This window comes from Rhizobium sp. WW_1, from assembly GCF_003610155.1.
Taxonomy (GTDB): domain Bacteria; phylum Pseudomonadota; class Alphaproteobacteria; order Rhizobiales; family Rhizobiaceae; genus Rhizobium; species Rhizobium tropici_A.
Genome location: NZ_RAIN01000010.1, coordinates 23,662 through 40,882, shown reverse-complemented (window position 1 = coordinate 40,882; position 17,221 = coordinate 23,662). Strand labels below are relative to the sequence as shown.

General features: G+C 59.9%; 17 protein-coding genes. 7 read left to right on the top strand and 10 right to left on the bottom strand.

Annotated features, from left to right (window positions below):
* Positions 1-130 precede the first annotated feature (130 nt).
* Positions 131-1,027, bottom strand: a complete 897-nt coding sequence (locus BJ928_RS25735) for an alpha/beta fold hydrolase (RefSeq protein WP_047633412.1) — start codon at positions 1,025-1,027, stop codon at positions 131-133.
* Between the two features lie 206 nt (positions 1,028-1,233).
* Between BJ928_RS25735 and parE the strand changes: the two genes are divergently transcribed.
* From parE to BJ928_RS25720, 3 genes are all read left to right on the top strand, one after another.
* Positions 1,234-3,297, top strand: a complete 2,064-nt coding sequence (parE, locus tag BJ928_RS25730; RefSeq protein WP_047633413.1) for a DNA topoisomerase IV subunit B — start codon at positions 1,234-1,236, stop codon at positions 3,295-3,297.
* A gap of 166 nt (positions 3,298-3,463) precedes the next feature.
* Positions 3,464-4,594, top strand: a complete 1,131-nt coding sequence (locus BJ928_RS25725) for an esterase-like activity of phytase family protein (RefSeq protein WP_047633414.1) — start codon at positions 3,464-3,466, stop codon at positions 4,592-4,594.
* 127 nt (positions 4,595-4,721) lie between these two features.
* Entirely contained in the window at positions 4,722-5,900 is a 1,179-nt protein-coding gene (locus BJ928_RS25720; RefSeq protein WP_047633415.1) for an AI-2E family transporter, read from the top strand.
* Between the two features lie 13 nt (positions 5,901-5,913).
* Here the strand turns inward: BJ928_RS25720 and BJ928_RS25715 are convergent, their stop codons facing one another.
* The 4 genes from BJ928_RS25715 to BJ928_RS25700 form a co-directional block, all read right to left on the bottom strand.
* A complete protein-coding gene (locus BJ928_RS25715) occupies positions 5,914-6,372 on the bottom strand; it encodes a GNAT family N-acetyltransferase (protein WP_047633492.1) in 459 nt (152 codons plus the stop codon).
* A 34-nt stretch (positions 6,373-6,406) separates the two neighbouring features.
* Positions 6,407-7,561, bottom strand: a complete 1,155-nt coding sequence (locus BJ928_RS25710) for a DUF2336 domain-containing protein (RefSeq protein ID WP_047633494.1) — start codon at positions 7,559-7,561, stop codon at positions 6,407-6,409.
* Between the two features lie 113 nt (positions 7,562-7,674).
* Positions 7,675-8,280 (bottom strand): flavin reductase family protein, encoded by a 606-nt coding sequence (locus tag BJ928_RS25705; RefSeq protein WP_047633416.1) that lies wholly within the window; start codon positions 8,278-8,280, stop codon positions 7,675-7,677.
* A complete protein-coding gene (locus BJ928_RS25700) occupies positions 8,280-8,864 on the bottom strand; it encodes a nitroreductase (RefSeq protein ID WP_047633417.1) in 585 nt (194 codons plus the stop codon). The genes BJ928_RS25705 and BJ928_RS25700 overlap by 1 nt, the downstream gene beginning before the upstream one ends.
* Before the next feature lie 155 nt (positions 8,865-9,019).
* Here BJ928_RS25700 and BJ928_RS25695 point away from each other — a divergent pair, with 155 nt between their 5' ends.
* Complete coding sequence (locus tag BJ928_RS25695; protein WP_120296694.1) at positions 9,020-10,090, top strand: hypothetical protein; 1,071 nt, start codon at positions 9,020-9,022, stop codon at positions 10,088-10,090.
* Positions 10,091-10,161: 71 nt separating this feature from the next.
* On the opposite strand, the gene BJ928_RS25690 is transcribed toward BJ928_RS25695, so the two are convergent.
* From BJ928_RS25690 to BJ928_RS25670, 5 genes are all read right to left on the bottom strand, one after another.
* On the bottom strand, positions 10,162-11,001 hold the full coding sequence (locus BJ928_RS25690) for a lysophospholipid acyltransferase family protein (RefSeq protein ID WP_047633419.1): 840 nt from the start codon (positions 10,999-11,001) through the stop codon (positions 10,162-10,164).
* Between the two features lie 144 nt (positions 11,002-11,145).
* Entirely contained in the window at positions 11,146-13,134 is a 1,989-nt protein-coding gene (gene thrS, locus BJ928_RS25685; RefSeq protein ID WP_047633420.1) for a threonine--tRNA ligase, read from the bottom strand.
* A 126-nt stretch (positions 13,135-13,260) separates the two neighbouring features.
* A complete protein-coding gene (locus tag BJ928_RS25680) occupies positions 13,261-13,788 on the bottom strand; it encodes a DUF1697 domain-containing protein (protein WP_047633421.1) in 528 nt (175 codons plus the stop codon).
* Positions 13,789-13,792: 4 nt separating this feature from the next.
* A complete protein-coding gene (yidD, locus tag BJ928_RS25675) occupies positions 13,793-14,215 on the bottom strand; it encodes a membrane protein insertion efficiency factor YidD (RefSeq protein WP_047633422.1) in 423 nt (140 codons plus the stop codon).
* 14 nt (positions 14,216-14,229) lie between these two features.
* On the bottom strand, positions 14,230-14,694 hold the full coding sequence (locus tag BJ928_RS25670; RefSeq protein ID WP_120296686.1) for an iron-sulfur cluster assembly scaffold protein: 465 nt from the start codon (positions 14,692-14,694) through the stop codon (positions 14,230-14,232).
* Positions 14,695-14,984: 290 nt separating this feature from the next.
* Between BJ928_RS25670 and folE the strand changes: the two genes are divergently transcribed.
* The 3 genes from folE (at position 14,985) to BJ928_RS25655 (ending at position 17,138) form a co-directional block, all read left to right on the top strand.
* A complete protein-coding gene (folE, locus tag BJ928_RS25665) occupies positions 14,985-15,596 on the top strand; it encodes a GTP cyclohydrolase I FolE (RefSeq protein WP_047633424.1) in 612 nt (203 codons plus the stop codon).
* 25 nt (positions 15,597-15,621) lie between these two features.
* The gene (hisI, locus tag BJ928_RS25660) at positions 15,622-16,071 is read left to right on the top strand and encodes a phosphoribosyl-AMP cyclohydrolase (RefSeq protein ID WP_047633425.1); all 450 of its coding nucleotides are present in this window, start codon (positions 15,622-15,624) and stop codon (positions 16,069-16,071) included.
* A 107-nt stretch (positions 16,072-16,178) separates the two neighbouring features.
* Positions 16,179-17,138 carry a patatin-like phospholipase family protein gene (locus tag BJ928_RS25655; RefSeq protein ID WP_047633426.1) on the top strand — a complete coding sequence of 320 codons (960 nt, stop codon included), beginning with the start codon at positions 16,179-16,181 and terminating at the stop codon, positions 17,136-17,138.
* Positions 17,139-17,221: the final 83 nt, after the last annotated feature.

The window sequence follows — 17,221 nt, the reverse complement described above, 5'->3', positions numbered from 1 at the left end:
CTCCCCCTATTTCATCCATCGGACTAACAAAAAGGAGGAGCAAAGGAAAGTTATCGGATGCGGCCGAAACCGGTTCAAATCGTTTGAAAAAATGCTTATCCGGAAAATATGCCGAATTGGGCGATATGTTTCAGGATGCCTGTGGATCGACAATCCAATTGAGCACCTTGCGCCAATCGGTCATGCGCACAGGCGTTCCATGATTCCCGGTCTCAAAAAGCGTAAAGCGCGAGGGATAATGCGCCTTGTAGAGTTTTTCGAATAGAGCCTGCTGATCCGCCGCGGCATAGACCGGGTCTCTGCTGCCATGGGTGAACCAGAGCGGCAGCTTCGCCTTGTAGAAGGCGCTCTTGGTGAAATCCGGATCGGTAACGCCGCTCAGGATCGCCATGCCCTTCAGGCGCTTGACGCTTTCGGCATCGCGGGTGATGCCCCAGCAAATGAAGCTGCCCATGGACGCGCATGTCAGGATGACAGGCTTGCCGCCAGACTGCTCGTAGGAATAACGGATCAGCGCCGCGATATCGGCAACGCCGTTGCTGTCGAAACCTCTGACGCTCGGCGCGTAGTAGGTGCCGCCGTTACGGTAAGCCAAATTCTTCAGCCGGTTGAAATTGCCGCCGAACGTATAATCGTTGGAGCCGAGCCGGCGGTCGCCGCCGCGCCCATGAATGAAGATGACGGTAAAGGCCTGCTTCGATGCCGGACCTATGCGGGTGACATCGACCTTGCGGTCGCCGAGCTGCAGCGTCTCGTCTTCCTGCGCCTTCCAGCGCACGCCGGTATCGACATAGGCCGGCTTGACACGCTTTTCCGGAATCTGGTCGCGGCCGTTGATATCTCGCATTTCCTGATAGTCGATCGTCTGGAAAGCGCCGTTGTCGTGGCTCTCGATGACCGTCTGATTGGAAAAGAGCTCATCCTTGAAAGGTTTCAGCATGTCGGCTGCCGCCCCTTGGACGGTCGCCAGAAGCAAAATGCCCGAGATTGCGGACAGGACGGGCAAATGAGCTGTGGACATTCGCATGCGGATACTTCCTCAAATCGGCCAACGGGCTTGCCATTCTTCACCCGGCAACGCAAATCTCATTCATGAATCTGCCCCGTCATGGGGCGCCATCGCTCTTCTGCGCCGTTTCTGGCAGAATCACGGTGATTCGCGAATACCGGCGACAAATGCGATAATAAAGGGGTCTGGCCCCACCAGAACAAATCTGAGCAGCTTGAAATTCTATGGATAACAGCAACGATCTCTTCTCCGGCCTCCCCCGCTCGCCGAAACCGGAAGCAGCGGAAAAGCCGGTCACCAAGGCAGAAAAGCCCGCCGTCGCGCCCGCACAACGCGCGGCCCCGACGACTTCGTCGTCGGAGGAATACGGTGCGAGCTCCATCCGCGTTCTCGAAGGGCTCGAGCCTGTTCGCATGCGCCCCGGCATGTATATCGGCGGCACGGACGAGAAGGCGCTGCACCATCTCTTCGCCGAAGTCATCGACAACTCCATGGACGAGGCAGTTGCCGGCCATGCCAATTTCATCGAGGTCTATCTCGATCGTCAGGGCTATCTGACCGTCACGGATAACGGCCGCGGCATTCCTGTCGAAAATCATCCGCAGGTCCCCGGCAAGTCGACGCTCGAAGTCATCATGACCAAGCTGCATGCCGGCGGCAAGTTCGACGGCAAGGCCTACGAGACCTCCGGCGGTCTGCACGGCGTCGGCGTGTCCGTCGTCAACGCGCTGTCGGACGATATGGAAGTCGAGGTTGCCCGCAATCGCAAGCTCTATCGCCAGCGCTTCTCGCGCGGCCTGCCGGTCGGCGGCATCGAAGAACTGGGCGATGTGCATAACCGGCGCGGCACGCGCGTCCGCTTCCACCCCGATCCGCAGATCTTCGGCGACCACGCCCGCTTCGAGCCGGCCCGCGTCTTCCGCATGGCCCGTTCCAAGGCCTATCTGTTCGGCGGTGTCGAGATCCGCTGGGTCTGCGATCCGGAGCTTGTGCCAGAAGGTGGTGATGTTCCGGAGAAGGCCGTCTTTCACTTCCCCGGCGGCCTGAAGGACTATCTCAAGGCGACGATGGGCAACGAGTTCACCGTCACCCGCGAGATCTTTGCCGGCAAGTCGGAAAAGGAAAGCGGTCACGGCTCGCTAGAATGGGCGATCACCTGGTACGGCGGCGACCCGCAGATCCATTCCTATTGCAACACGATCCCGACGCCCGAAGGCGGCACGCATGAGGCCGGCTTCCGAATTGCGCTCACCAAGGGCCTGAAGAACTATGCCGAGCTGACGCAAAACAAGCGTGCGGCCAATATCTCGACCGAAGACGTGATGATATCAGGCGTCGGCATGCTGTCGATCTTCATCCGCGAGCCCGAATTCGTGGGCCAGACGAAGGACAGGCTTGCGACGGTGGAGGCCCAGCGCCTGGTCGAAAATGCTCTGCGCGATCCCTTCGATCACTACCTTACCGACAATCCGGGCGAAGCCGAAAAGCTGCTGGAATGGGTGATCGAACGCTCCGAAGAGCGCATGCGTCGCCGCAAGGAGAAGGAAGTCAACCGCAAGACCGCCGTGCGCAAGCTGCGCCTGCCCGGCAAGCTGGCGGATTGCTCGCAAAGCGCCGCCGAAGGCGCCGAACTCTTCCTGGTCGAGGGCGATTCGGCAGGTGGCTCGGCCAAGCAGGCGCGCAACCGCACCAACCAGGCGATCCTGCCGCTGCGCGGCAAGATCCTCAACGTCGCCAGCGCCGGCCGCGAAAAACTGTCCGCCAATCAGCAGATCACTGATCTCGTCCAGGCGCTCGGTTGCGGCACGCGCACGAAATATCGCGAGGAGGATCTTCGCTATCAGCGCATCGTCGTGATGACCGATGCCGACGTCGACGGTGCCCATATCGCTTCGCTGCTGATCACCTTCTTCTATCAGGAAATGCCGGAGCTGATCCGCCAGGGCCATCTCTTCCTGGCCGTGCCGCCGCTCTACAAGATCACGCAGGGCTCGAAATCCATCTATGCCCGCGATGACGCCCATCGTCTGGAACTGATGCAGACGGAATTCAAGGGCAAAGCCAAGGTCGAGATCAGCCGCTTCAAGGGTCTCGGCGAAATGCTGCCGGCGCAGCTCAAGGAAACGACGATGGACCCGTCCAAGCGCACTTTGCTGCGCGTCGAGATCGACGAGGTCGATTTCGAGGGAACCCGCGACGCGGTCGACAATCTGATGGGCACCAAGGCCGAGGCCCGCTTCCGGTTCATCCAGGAACGGGCTGCATTCGCCGAGGATCTCGATATCTGACGCCCAATATTTGACGAAAGAGCAACCAAAAATTGCCGCGTCTGACGGATTCGCGAAATTTAATCAGATTGTCGGATATCCGTTACGCAGGCGTCACGGATGAATGTGTAGATGGCGGCATCGCTCTTGATGCCTCCATTTTACTGATCGGGTTGACGATTTCGCCATGTTGAAGCCATTTCTGACCACTGCCGCCATTCTCCTCTTTGGCCATTCGGCCTATGCGCTCGATATCGGAACGACGATCGACGTGCCCTGTCCCTTTGGCGACTGCAAGGCCGGTATCAGCCTCGCCTATCTCGGCAATCACGACATTCCCACCGGCTTCATGGAAAATGGCGTTGAGGTCGGCGGCCTGTCGGGCATCGATTTCGATCCCTCGACCGGCCGCTATATCGCAATCAGCGATGACCGTTCTGAGAAAGCGCCGGCGCGGTTCTATAATGTCGACATCGATGTCGACGCCAGCGGCCTGAAGGGTGTCGCCGTCGTCGATCACGTCACACTAAAGGACAAAGACGGCCAGCCTTTCGCAATCAAGAAGGTGGACGGCGAGGCCATTCGGCTCGGCAAGGACGGCATCTACTGGACCAGCGAAGGCGACGGCAAGGCGCTGCTGTCGCCCTTCGTGCGCGTCGCCAATCGCGACGGCAGCTTCCTTCGCGAATTCTCATTGCCCGACGGCTTTGCCCCAACCGCGGACAAAAGCGCGGGCATCCGCGACAATCTCGCGTTTGAAGGCTTGGCATTCCTTGCCGGCGGTGACGTGCTGGTGGCCACGGAATCGGCTCTCTATCAGGACGGGCCGATCACGAGTTTGACCAACGGCGCGCTTGCACGTCTCATCCGCTACGATGCGGCGACCGGCGCGCAGAAGGCGCAATATGTCTATCCGATCTCGCCCATTCCGCAGGCGCCTTCGACGGCGAGCGGCTGGAATGACTTCGGTCTGTCCGAGATCATGGCGCTGGACGATCACCGTCTCCTGTCGATCGAGCGCGGCTTCGCGCAAGGCATCGGCAATTCGGTCGTCATCAATATGTTCGATCTCGATGGCGCCACGGACGTCGCCCATATCCCGTCGCTTGCGAAGACAGATCAGCGCATCGTGCCCGTGCGCAAGACGCAAATCCTGGATCTGCGCGCGCTCGGTCTTGCACCCGACAATATCGAAGGCATCACCTTCGGCAAGTCAAAGGACGGCACCGATCTGCTGATCCTGGTGGCCGACAACAATTTCAATCCGATGCAGAAAACGCAGTTTTTCGCCTTCAAGATCATCAGACGCCCCTCCTGATATCTTGCGCCAGTCGTGTTAATGTCATGGCCGCATAATAAAGAGGCTTTGAAGCCGTTGCTCTTGAAACGGCCAAGATCATACCCCATAACCGGGTGATCTAGTAAAGAGGGGCAAAGTAAGTCCGGTGGGTGTATTTGAACGTCATAAGCCAAAGGAGCATCGGTGGCTGGGGCCGAGTGCGCATGCGCGCATGCCATTGATACCATCCATTTCCGCGGCGCGTTGGCTGCTGATTTTGATTGCCGTTGCCGGCATCTATTTCTTCTATGGCTTTCTCGTTCCGGTTCTGGCGGCAGCCGTGATCGGCTTTGCCACCTGGCCGCTCTATAGCGATATCGTACGCCGCACCGGCGGCAATACGACGCTTGCCGCCACCATCGCCATCGCCTTCATCGTGACGTTTCTTGTCCTGCCGATCGTGCTTTCAGCCCTTTATATGGCCAGCGAGGTGCGTGACTGGTTTGCCTGGGCCATCCATGTGAATCGCGAGGGGGCGCCGACGCCCGAATGGATATTGGCCCTGCCCGTCATCGGCTCCTGGCTCGGCGAGCAGTGGACGCAATATGTCGGCAGCCCGGGCTCGCTCGGCGAATTGGCTCAACTCGTAAGCGGCGCCCATATCGGCAACATCTACCGCGCGGTACTGGCCGCGGGCGGTGGCGCATTCCATGTCATGCTGACCTTGCTGTTCATGTTGATCGCGCTGTTCTTCATCTATCGCGACGGCTCGACATTCGTTCGCCAGGTCGATCTGCTTGGCGAACGTATCCTGCCCAATCGCTGGGAGCGGATTTCCCGCGTTGTGCCGGCGACGATCAGTTCGACGGTCATGGGCATGACGCTGATTGCCATCGGCGAGGGTATCGTTCTCGGCGTGGCCTATTGGATCGCCGGCGCTCCCTCCGCCATCACGCTCGGCGTTCTTACGGGCGTCATGGCTCTGGTGCCGGGCGGCGCGCCGCTTTCGATGTCCCTCGTCTCGATCTATCTCGTTGCCAGCGGTTCGCTTTGGGCCGGTATCGCCCTCTTCCTCTGGGGCACGATCGAGCTCTTCATCGTAGACAAGACGCTTCGCCCGAAGCTTGTCGGTGGGCCGATCAAGCTGCCGTTTCTTCCGACCTTCTTCGGTCTGGTCGGCGGCGTGAAGACGATGGGCTTCCTCGGCCTCTTCATCGGCCCGGTCCTGATGGCGATCATCGTCGCAATCTGGCGTGAATGGATTCGCGAGGCCGAATTGACGGAAGAGCAGCATGCGCAGGAGCCCGAACTCCAGTTGCATGTGCGGGACGCTTCCGAACGTTGATCCGCTGACTGGTTTAGGGCAGCCGTTTTTCCATGAACAGGCTGAGCGGGTCCGGCTGATAGCTGCCGAAAGCCGGGATTTCGAGATAGCCGAAGTTCCGGTAGAGGCCGATCGCTTCGGGTTGATATATGCCGGTCTCCAGCCGGATCGCTGAAAGGCTTCTTTCGAGCGCCGCCGTTTCGAGCGTCTCCATGAGCTTGCGCGCCACTCTACGGCCTCTGGCGGCAGGATCGACGAACATGCGCTTGAGCTCCGCCGTGCCGTCGCCGGCGTCCACCAATGCGCAACATCCGACGATCATATCCTCTAACCTCGCGACCCAGAACGTCACTTCTGTCTTCTCCAGCGAAGTCAGGTCAAGGATGTGGTTGCTCTCGGGCGGATAGAGCGACTCCGCATAGGCGCTCGACATGTCGAGAAGACGGATAACGCCTTCCTGACGTGGGGATTCGATAGCAATCGTCAGCGACAAGATAAACCTCGGAAAATAGAACGCCCGCTGGATATCACGCGGCAGCGAGTGTCGCCAGTGCAGCAAAGCTGCGCGCGGCCTGTCGCCGCTCGGCATTGGCAAGCTTCTCCACCATGTCGAGGAGCTGTGTCGTCGCCGCCGGAGCCGGCTCCGCAAGGCGGAATTTGCGCATCAGGCGCGAAGAAACGTCTTCCAGCAAAGCCGTGCCGTTCTTGCGTGAGGATTCACGCCAGATCATCGTAGCCTCGACGAAGACCCTGCTGATATCACGGGAAAGACCAGCGCTTTCGTAGAGCGCGCGGATGGCATGGAGCCGGCCCCTGGAGATGATCGAGCGCACGCGCCGCTCGTCGCAGCCGGAAAGGCTGGTGATCGCGCAGGCGAAGAAATCAACCTTGCCGGAGCACAATGCGTGCATCAGGAAAGCCGGCGTCAGCCAGCCATTCTGCCTCAAATGCTCGACCAAATCCGGCAGTTGCTCATGCTGCGTCGTTCCGGCGATCGCGACGGTCGCGGATTCGGTCGCCTCACGCGTCACCTGCTGCAGTCTGGTATTGCCGATAAAGGTTTGGACGAATGCCGATTCCGAAAGCGCGTCGCTAACCTTATCCATCAGCAGATGCCTGACATCGGAAGACAGCATGTCCCGCGACAGCAGCAAGCCGCGTATATCCGCGCAATCGCCCAGGCGCTCCGCGATGCGCTTGAGCGAGACCTGTGAAAGTTGAGCGCCGTCGTTTTCAAGCAGGCAAAGGATTTCGGTCTCTCCACCGATCTCGGCAAGCGCGGCGCAAACGGCGCAGGGCACCTGTCCGCGTGAAGCGATGAAAACCCGCGCCACGTCGCTGCCATGCAATACGAGATCGATAAGATCTCCATCGGTAAATACCGGCGAAAACAGGATGATCTGCCCTGCAATCTCAGGCTGATCTTCGGCAAGGGACAGGATGACGTTGCGCGGCGCGCCGGCCGAATGCGCGACGGCCTCGGCAAGCGCCAACCGCACGCGAGGGGATGGATCGTCGAGCAGATAGGTCATCGCCATCTTGGCGGCGTTCCGCTCTTCCTGCGGCATTTCCGACTGCAGATAGGCTCTGCCGAGCGCATTCGCCGCCCTGGCTCTGCTTTCTGCCTTAGCGGTCTCTGCCCACCGAAGAAATGCTTCTATGATCACGTAATGCCCCGATATCAACGAGGCGATTCTTGCCCCGTAAATTCATGTGGTTCACGCTATCGGGGAAAGGTTTACGGGACGTTTACCTTGCTTATTAACCTTTCGCATATCGATGCGGTCGGCGTGCCTCAGGGCGCCTTTGGTCTGATCATCTCGAAGACGTCGCTGCCCTCGCTATAATCCATGTAGCCCATGCGGGCGACGGGACGCGCAAGCGCCATGTCCAGCCTGCCGTTGCGAATGATCGTCTCATCGATATGGATGCCGACGACCTGGCCAATGACCATGATGTTTTCCGACGACTCGCCATCAAGGCCCTTCGGCTCCAGCACTTCCGTCACCCGGCATTCGAGAACCGCGAAGGCTTCGCCGACATAGGGTGCGTCCACCAGCTTGCCCGGTGTCGCCGTCAGGCCAGCCAGCTCGAATTCGTTGACGCCATAGGGCACGGCGATGGAGGAATGGTTCATCTTCTCGACGATATGGCGGCTGACGAGATTGGCGGTGAATACCCCTGTTTCCTCGACATTGCGCACGCTGTCTTTACGCCCAGCCGAAGAGAACATCACCAGCTTCGGCCGATCGCTGACCGCATTGAAAAAGGAATAGGGAGAGAGGTTCAGCGAACCATCCCTGCCCTTGCTGCCGATCCAGCCGATCGGCCGCGGCGCGACGATCGCCTTGAAGGGATCGTGCGCCAGGCCATGGCGATTGGTATCCGTCGTATAGAACATCACGCGTCCCCGCCGACCCAGGTGACGGTTTCCGATAGTTCCGGGCGCGGACGCTCGACCGGCGGAAAGCTCGTCGAGCCGATATGGATGAAGCCGGCGACCTTCTCGCCCGGCTTGACGCCGAGGAGCGGATAGGCACGCTCATCGAAGGCAAACCATTCTGTCAGCCAGTTGGAGACCCAGCCATGGGCATTGGCTGCGATCAGCAGGTTCAGGCAAAGCGCGCCGGCCGACATCAGCTGCTCCCACTCCGGAATCTTGAAATGCGGCGCGGCCGTGCTGACGACTGCGATGACGACAGGGGCACGCGTGAAGCGGGTACGCTCCACCTGGATCATTTCTTCCGACAGGTCGGGCTTGGCTTCCAGTGCGAGCTTCAGCAGTTCCTCGCTGATGCGCGCACGCTCCTCGCCGCGATAGACGACGAAGCGCCAGGGCGCGAGCTTGCCGTGATCCGGCACGCGTGAGGCCAGCCGGAGAATCTCCTCGATCTCCGCCTTGTCCGGCCCTGGCTCCGACATCTGGAACGCGGGGATCGATCGACGCACCGCGAGATAGTCGACCAGCTTGATATCGGTTTTCATTGAGGAACTGCCTTCATTTTGGCTTGTGGTAGGAAGTGGGTCTTGAATTTGCCACCGCATTGGTTTTGAAGTGGCGTGTGTTTTATCGGAAGTCAATCGGTTGGGTATCCATGTCAGGCATTTCATCCGCTCGCCGGTTGAGCGCGGTTTTCGCGATGCTTGCGGGCTTGAGCACTGCCGCCTCTGGCCAGGAGGCCTTCAAGGAGTTCAAGCAGCTTGACGGCAGCGTCAAGATGCCGAAGCTCAATGCCTTTGCAGCGCCGAATGGTGAGAATTCGGCCGCCCGGACATTGCGCGACGTTTCTCTCGAAGCCAAGCTGACGCCCCAGAGCAGCCCGCAGCAGCAGGGCCTTGCCTGGTATGTCTTCAGTCCGATAGCAGGCGCTGACGGCAAGCTGCCGCTGGTTGCCAGTTCGCGCGGAGGCTCCGCCTCCTTCCACCTTCTGCCCGGTGATTACTTCGTCAACGTCTCCTTCGGCCGTGCCGGCGTTACCAAGCGGCTGAGCGTGCCTGAAAGCGGCGATACCCAGAAGCAGACGATGGTTCTCGATGCTGGGGGCATGGTCTTGAACGCCGTATCCGGCCCCGATGTCCGTATCCCGCCCAAGGAGCTGAGCTTCTCGATCTATTCGAGTGAAGCGAAGGAAGACGGTGAACGCGGTCTGGTCATGGACGACGTCAAGCCGAACACACTGGTCGGCCTCAGCGCCGGCACCTACCATATCGTGTCCGAATATGGCGAGGTCAACGCCGTCATCCGCGCCGATATCCAGGTGGAAGCCGGCAAGGTGACGGAGGCAACCATCCAGCACAGGGCGGCAAAGATCACCTTCAAGCTGGTGTCCGATGCTGGTAGCGAGGCGATCGCCGATACCGCCTGGTCGATTCTGACATCGGCGGGCGATATTGTCGGGGAAAGCGTCAGCGCCTTTCCGACCATGGTGCTTGCCGAAGGGCGCTATACCGCCGTCGCCCGCAACAAGGACAAGATCTATCAGCGCGACTTCACCGTTGCCGCAGGCATGAACGCGGATGTGGAAGTGCTGATGAAGCAACAGCAGCCGCAGGACGCTGATGACGAACAGCCCGCCCGCCAGCTGCCGATCCAGATGCCGCCAATGCGCCAGAGCCAGACACCGCCGGCAACCACCAATCAGCAGCCCTTGCCGACCTACGAGCAATTGGCTCCCAACGCCGGCGGCGATGACGGCGATAGCATGGATTGACATCGGCGAGCCAAGTTGAAGTGATCTTGGCAGTCGCCGCCCGGTGATGAGAAGCTCGTCGCCCTTCCCGCTTATCCTGCCTTCCGTCGCAGCACTTTTCTCGGCGGAGCCATGGAGAAGACCGCGCCATAAAGCTTCGTCAGCAAATCCTTGCGGTCACTGCCCTCGCTGAGCGCTTCCCAGCTACGAAGAGCGCCGATATGGGCGGTGATCGTGCTGCCGGAAAGGCGTCGGAACTCGCGGATCAGCAGCGAAATGCGCAAGGTCATCGAGATCCGGCTCGCCAGATGAAACAGCCTGCCGTTCTGTCCCTCGAAATAGATGGGAATGACGCTCGCGCGCGCCGCCTGAATAAGCTTGGCGGGGAATATCTTCCAGGGCAGATCCTCCGCCCGGCCAAAGCCCTTCTTGGCCGTTGCAACACCGCCCGCGGGAAAGACGATAATGGTCGTGCCTTCCTTCAGCAGTCTGACTGCCTCATGCCGCGTCTTCATGTTGATCGCCATCGCTTCCTTAGTTTCCTCGAAGGAAACCGGCAGCGAATAGTCCAGCATCTCGGGTACTTTCAACAATTCGTTGTTGATGAGGACCTTGAAAGGACGTCCCAGTTGCTCGGCAAGCGCCAGTACCGCGATCCCGTCGCCGATGCCATAGGGATGATTGGCGACGATGACGATCGGCGCCTCGGGGATCTGGTTCGGAGGCCACTCGCCCTTGATCAGCAGGCGCACGTCGATGAGATCGAGCATCTTGCCGAAGACCCGCTCGCTCTTGCCGACGATATCGGTGCGCCAGATATCGTAGAGCCGAGCATAACGGTCGCGGCCGGAAAGCCCTTCGATGGAGCGAATGAACCAGCGCTTGATGCGCGTATCCCGTTCATTGGCGTAGGATAATTCTTTGAATTCCAAGTGCGCGACGGGGCTGCCCCGCTCCTTTGGTTCGGTTGCGTCACATGTTGCAGCCACAGCAACGCGTTGATTCATCAACTATATGAAAGCTGTATGTCAGTTCTCTGACGGCACCCTGAAGGTGCCGTCAGATATGGGTGGCCGTCAAGCGGCCTTGGCGCGCCGTGCTTCACGCTTGCGCAGAACGTCCGGCGGCGTTGCCTCGAGGGACAGCGACGCGATGGCTTCGTCGAGCGACATCGAGGTCTGTGACTGGCTGCCGAGGCGGCGGATGTTGACCGAGCGCTCTTCGGCTTCCTTCTTGCCGCAGACGATGATGACAGGAACCTTCGTCACCGAATGCTCGCGGATCTTGTAATTGATCTTCTCGTTGCGGAAGTCGGTCTCTACATCGAGGCCGGCATCGCGCAGCGCTTCCGCGACTTCCTCGCCGTAGGCGTCGGCTTCCGAGGTAATCGTCGCGACAACGACCTGCAGCGGCGAGACCCAGAGCGGCATGTGGCCGGCGAAGTTCTCGATCAGGATGCCGAGGAAACGCTCCATCGAGCCGCAGATGGCGCGATGGATCATGACCGGCTGGGTCTTTTCCGAATGCTGGTCGATGTAGAACGCACCGAAACGCTCCGGCAGGTTGAAGTCGACCTGCGTCGTGCCGCACTGCCACTCACGGCCGATGGCATCCTTGAGCGTATATTCGAACTTCGGGCCGTAGAACGCGCCCTCGCCCGGCAGAATACCGGTCTTGATGCGCCCTTCGGACTGCGCCTCGATCGTCTTCAGCACGTCCATCATCACGCTTTCGGCGCGATCCCAGAGCTCGTCCGAGCCGACGCGCTTTTCAGGGCGGGTCGAGAGCTTGACGACGATCTCCTTGAAGCCGAAGTCTTCATAGACCGACAGGATGAGGTCGTTGATCTTCAGGCACTCGGCCGCCATCTGCTCGTCGGTGCAGAAGATATGCGCATCGTCCTGCGTGAAGCCACGCACGCGCATCAGGCCATGCAACGCACCCGAGGGCTCGTAGCGATGGACCGCACCGAATTCCGCAAGCCGGATCGGCAGTTCGCGGTAAGACTTCAAACCGTGCTTGAAGATCTGGATATGGCCGGGGCAGTTCATCGGCTTCAGCGCGAAGACGCGATCGTCGTCGGTGTCGTCACCGGCGACGGTCACCTTGAACATGTTGTCGCGATACCAGCCCCAGTGTCCCGAGGTCTCCCAAAGAGACTTGTCGAGTACCTGCGGCGCGTTGACTTCCTGATAGTCGCCCTGCAGCCGCCGGCGCATATAGGACACCAACGTCTGGAACATGCGCCAGCCCTTGCCGTGCCAGAAGACGACGCCGGGGCCCTCTTCCTGGAAATGGAACAGGTCCATTTCGCGGCCGAGACGGCGATGGTCGCGCTTCTCGGCTTCGGCCAGGATGTGCAGATAGTTATCGAGATCCGCCTGCTCGGCGAATGCCGTGCCGTAGATGCGGGTCAGCATCGGATTGTTGCTGTCGCCACGCCAGTACGCGCCGGCAACCTTCATCAGCTTGAAGGCATTGCCGATCTGGCCCGTCGAGGCCATATGCGGACCGCGGCAGAGGTCGAACCAGTCACCCTGGTAATAGATCTTCAGATCCTGACCTTCGGGGATCGCGTCGACCAGCTCCACCTTGTAGCGCTCGCCCTTGGAGGCAAAGACTTCCTTCGCCTTCTCGCGCGACCAGATTTCCTTGGTGAACGGCTTGTTGCGCAGAATGATCTCGCGCATCCGCTTCTCGATGACAGGCAGGTCATCCGGCGTGAAGGGCTCGTTCTTGGCGAAGTCGTAATAGAAGCCGTTTTCGATGACCGGGCCGATCGTCACCTGCGTTCCCGGCCAAAGCTCCTGCACGGCTTCGGCGAGAACGTGCGCGGTGTCGTGGCGGATGAGTTCCAGCGCGCGGTCGTCCGAGCGGGTAATGATCTCTATCCTGCCGTCGGTGACCGGATCGGAAAGGTCGCGCACGGTGCCGTCGATGGCAATCGCGACAGCCTTCTTGGCCAGCGACTTGGAAATGGATTCGGCGACATCGCGACCGGTCGTGCCGGCAGCGAAGCTGCGCACGGAATCATCGGGAAATGTCAGGGAAATAGGTTGGGACATCGATATTCTCCTTGTCCAGTCCCGCCAACGAATGCGGGTGGTTTCAAAATGCGGACTAAGTAATCACTTACTTATATCCGCGCGCCTGATAGCTTTATTTCGCGATCTAGTAAAGAAAAAGCGATATTAGCGGCCGATCATCTCGGCCAAACCGCGCACGGTGTTCCAGTTTCGCATCGTTCCGACACCAAGCCTCTTCGTCGTCAGGGCCGGCAGCAGCTTCGTCTCGCTGGCCTTGAGACCAAAATCGATCCACAGATCACCATCAACGATCGCCATGCGCTCATCCTGCCGATATTTCCCAAGCGCATCGAGGGTTTGAGGTTCGAGCGGCTGGCGCATCACTCGCACAATGACCTCGCTGCCGATGCCGTCGAGGAAGGGATTGCCGCCAGCAAGCCTCAACCATGTATCGGCATCGCGCACGATGATATCGACCTGTTTGCCGAAGGTCGCAGCAAAGCCGGCTTCAAGCTGAGCCTCGATCGAGGCAATCGACCGTGGCTGGCATTCGAAAATCAGATTGCCGGTTGCAACAAGTGTTCGGGCGTTGCGGAAGCCAAGCCTCTCCGCCATCGCCTTGAGATCGGCCATAACGACCCTGCGGCCCGAGCCGAGAACGATGCTGTAGAGCAGCGCGACATAAACAGCCATATGGTCAGGCGGCCTTTTGTCCGAGCCGGAAATAGCGCCAGGGCGTCCACCAGTGATAGCGGCGCTCCAGTTCGTCGGGCACAGGATCGAGGCCGCTCGTGCCTCCCGGCCCGCAACGCGCAACGCGAAACAGCGTCATCCAGCCGCCGGCCCATAGACCATGCCGGGCAACGGCCTCGTAGCCATATTCCGAGCAGGTCGGGATATGGCGGCAGGAATTGCCGATGAAGCCGGAAAGCGTCAGCTGATAGAGGCGAATGAGGCCCATGCCGAAAAGCCGGTCGGGCGTCTTGCGGAAGGGGCCGGAATAATTGCGCGATTTCAGCGCATTGTCTCCGGACGGTGACGCATGGTGCCGCGCGCGCTTCGAAGGAGCCGCGCCGCCCTCGTCTTCATCGTCGTCCTGCATCAGACAGAATTGGCACATGGTCTGCGGCCCGTTTAGACAGCTGCGGCCGTTTTGGCGTTTCCGCCCTGGCGCGCCGCTTCGATCTGCCCGATCGCATCCACGACGGCGTCAAATGTCAGCATGGTCGAGGCATGACGGGCCTTGTAGTCCCTGACGGGCTTCAGATAGCGCATGTCCTCGAAACGGCCATCCGGCCCCTCGCCATCAGCCTTGAGCATGGCGAGCATGTCTTCGCGGGCCTTGCGCACTTCATCCGCTGAGGCGCCGACGACGTGGCGGGCCATGATCGACGACGACGCCTGGCCGAGCGCGCAGGCCTTGACGTCATGGGCAAAATCGGTCACCACATCGCCGTCCATTTTCAGCCAGATTTTTACGCGAGAACCGCACAGTCTGGAATGGGCCTGGGCACTGGCATCGGCGTCGGAAAGGCTACCGATGCGGCCGATATTGCCGGCAAACTCCAGGATTTTGCTGTTGTAGATGTCGTCCATCACAGATTTTGCTCCGATGCACCCGCTTTGCGTTTCGTAACAAAAAACACAGCGTGTCCGTTTAGGACACTTTCACAGGGACAATGTCATACTATATGTATGTCGTTCGAAGATCATCGAAATGCAATGGTCTTCTGTAAGTTTGATGGGAAACCGTGCAGGACGGCAGGCTTGTTCGCCAGCCAGAACGCCCCGGAGCCCGCCAAAGGTGGACAATCTCCGTATGTCGGGGAATACCAGTGGCGAGTCCGACAAGATGATATCCGCGCCGCGGATCAGGAGAACCACAGGTAATGGACGCCGTTGTAAAGAACTTTCCGCAATCCAATGATTCCGAACGCCCGTCGCAGAAGGAAGCCGAGGACGCAGTGCGCGTTCTGCTTCGCTGGGCCGGTGACGATCCGCAGCGTGAGGGCTTGCTCGATACGCCTGCGCGCGTGGCAAAGGCCTATCGCGAGCTATTCGGTGGCTACGAACTGAATCCCGAGGACGTACTTGGCCGCACTTTCGAAGAGGTTTCCGGCTACGACGACATCGTCCTTGAGCGTGATATCCCGTTCTTCTCGCATTGCGAGCATCACATGGTGCCGATCATCGGCAAGGCGCATGTCGCCTATCTGCCGAATGGCCGTGTTCTCGGCCTGTCAAAGATCGCCCGTGTCGTCGATATTTTCGCGCGCCGCCTGCAGACGCAGGAAGCCATGACCGCACAGATCGCCAATGCCATCGACGAGTCGCTTAGTCCGCGCGGCGTTGCCGTGTTCATCGATGCCGAACACATGTGCATGTCCATGCGTGGCATTAAGAAGCAGGGTGCCTCGACGCTGACGATGACGTTCACGGGTGCCTTCAAGGCCGATCCGGCCGAACAGGCCCGTTTCATGTCTTTGGTCCGGGGCCGCTGACCGGGCTTCAACGAAAGAGCCGGAGATGAACCTGATTTTCAATGCTCCTTCCGAAGATAAATCCGAGTTGGAGGATGCCGGCGATTTCACGCCGCGTTTCGACGATCGCGGCCTGATCACCGCGATCGTGACGGATGCGCATGACGGCGAACTGCTGATGGTCGCGCATATGAACGCCGAGGCGCTTGCGCTGACGATCAAGACGGGCACGGCGCATTATTTCAGCCGCTCGCGCGGAAAGATCTGGAAGAAGGGCGAGACATCCGGAAACCTGCAGTCGGTGAAGGAAATCCGCACGGACTGCGATCAGGATGCAATCTGGCTAAAAGTCCAGGTCGCCGGACATGATGCGACATGTCATACTGGCCGCCGCTCCTGTTTCTATCGTACGGTCGAGCTTGAAGATGGCAAGCCGGTGCTGAGCGTGGTTGACGACCACCTGCATTTCAATCCGGAAGATGTCTACAAGCAATAGATCTATCGGTGATGGTGTTTCAACAAGCCACAACCAGTATACGATTTAGAAACGAAAAAGGGACAGTATTTTAGCCGAGGCACACGGAGCCTCGGAGGAGGCGTCAAATGCTGAATTGGGGGTTGAATCGTCACATCGGCGGACAAAGCTCGACCGGTTCAGGCCTCTCTCAGGATACGTCCAACCCGCTTCTCCCTCCTGCCCCTCCCAAGAAAGTGAAGATCGCCCTGGCGCTCGGCGGCGGCGCCGCGCGAGGCTGGGCGCATATCGGCGTTCTGCGCGCTCTCGATGAGGCCGGCATCGAAGTCGGCATGATCGCCGGCACGTCGATCGGCGCTCTGGTCGGCGGCTGCTATCTCGCCGGCAAGCTGGACGAACTCGAGGCCTTCGCCCGGTCGCTGACGATGCGCCGCATTGCGAGCCTTCTTGACCTTACCATTGGTGGCAGCGGGCTCTTCGGCGGAATGCGCCTCACCAAACGCATGCAGGAGCATCTGGAAGGCCTTTCGATCGAGGATCTCGACCGTCCTTTCGTTGCGGTCGCTTCGGAGCTGAATACTGGACATGAAGTCTGGATCGCGAACGGCTGCCTCATCACGGCGCTGCGGGCGTCCTATGCCCTGCCCGGCATTTTCGAGCCGGTGCGCTCCAACGGCCGGACCCTGGTCGACGGCGCCCTGGTCAATCCCGTGCCGGTTTCTGTCTGCCGGACTTATGAACAGCCATTGGTGGTCGCGGTCAATCTGCACTACGATCTCTATGGCCGCTCCGCCGTGGTCAAGCACAATGTCAGCCCGCCGAACGGGGATCTCCTGCGCCGTGAGGATGTACCCGCCATGAAACTCGGCATGACCGGCGTCATGGTGCAGGCTTTCAACATTATACAGGATAGAATTGCGCGCGCCCGCCTCGCCGGCGACCCGCCCGATCTGGCGCTGCATCCGCGCCTCAGCGATGTCGGCCTTTCGGAATTTCACCGTGCCGGCGAAGCGATAGAGCGCGGCTACGAAGAAGCCTCGGCAAGATTGACCGAAATCCGGCGCATGCAGGAAGCGTATGCGCGTTAAGGCGGAAATCAAGCGTCGTTAGATCGCTTCGGACGGCTCCTCCGAGAATGGCGAGGCTCTGTCGATATGGTATGATCCGGCCA

What these genes read in the sequence shown, in the direction of transcription:
- folE (WP_047633424.1), top strand. Translation starts at nt 14,985, where the DNA reads ATGGACGCCGTTGTAAAGAACTTTCCGCAATCCAATGATTCCGAACGC.
- BJ928_RS25700 (WP_047633417.1), bottom strand. Translation starts at nt 8,864, where the DNA reads ATGAAAACCGATATCAAGCTGGTCGACTATCTCGCGGTGCGTCGATCG.
- BJ928_RS25695 (WP_120296694.1), top strand. Translation starts at nt 9,020, where the DNA reads ATGCTTGCGGGCTTGAGCACTGCCGCCTCTGGCCAGGAGGCCTTCAAG.
- hisI (WP_047633425.1), top strand. Translation starts at nt 15,622, where the DNA reads ATGAACCTGATTTTCAATGCTCCTTCCGAAGATAAATCCGAGTTGGAG.
- yidD (WP_047633422.1), bottom strand. Translation starts at nt 14,215, where the DNA reads ATGTGCCAATTCTGTCTGATGCAGGACGACGATGAAGACGAGGGCGGC.
- BJ928_RS25725 (WP_047633414.1), top strand. Translation starts at nt 3,464, where the DNA reads ATGTTGAAGCCATTTCTGACCACTGCCGCCATTCTCCTCTTTGGCCAT.
- BJ928_RS25680 (WP_047633421.1), bottom strand. Translation starts at nt 13,788, where the DNA reads ATGGCTGTTTATGTCGCGCTGCTCTACAGCATCGTTCTCGGCTCGGGC.
- BJ928_RS25735 (WP_047633412.1), bottom strand. Translation starts at nt 1,027, where the DNA reads ATGCGAATGTCCACAGCTCATTTGCCCGTCCTGTCCGCAATCTCGGGC.
- thrS (WP_047633420.1), bottom strand. Translation starts at nt 13,134, where the DNA reads ATGTCCCAACCTATTTCCCTGACATTTCCCGATGATTCCGTGCGCAGC.
- BJ928_RS25655 (WP_047633426.1), top strand. Translation starts at nt 16,179, where the DNA reads ATGCTGAATTGGGGGTTGAATCGTCACATCGGCGGACAAAGCTCGACC.
- BJ928_RS25705 (WP_047633416.1), bottom strand. Translation starts at nt 8,280, where the DNA reads ATGTTCTATACGACGGATACCAATCGCCATGGCCTGGCGCACGATCCC.
- parE (WP_047633413.1), top strand. Translation starts at nt 1,234, where the DNA reads ATGGATAACAGCAACGATCTCTTCTCCGGCCTCCCCCGCTCGCCGAAA.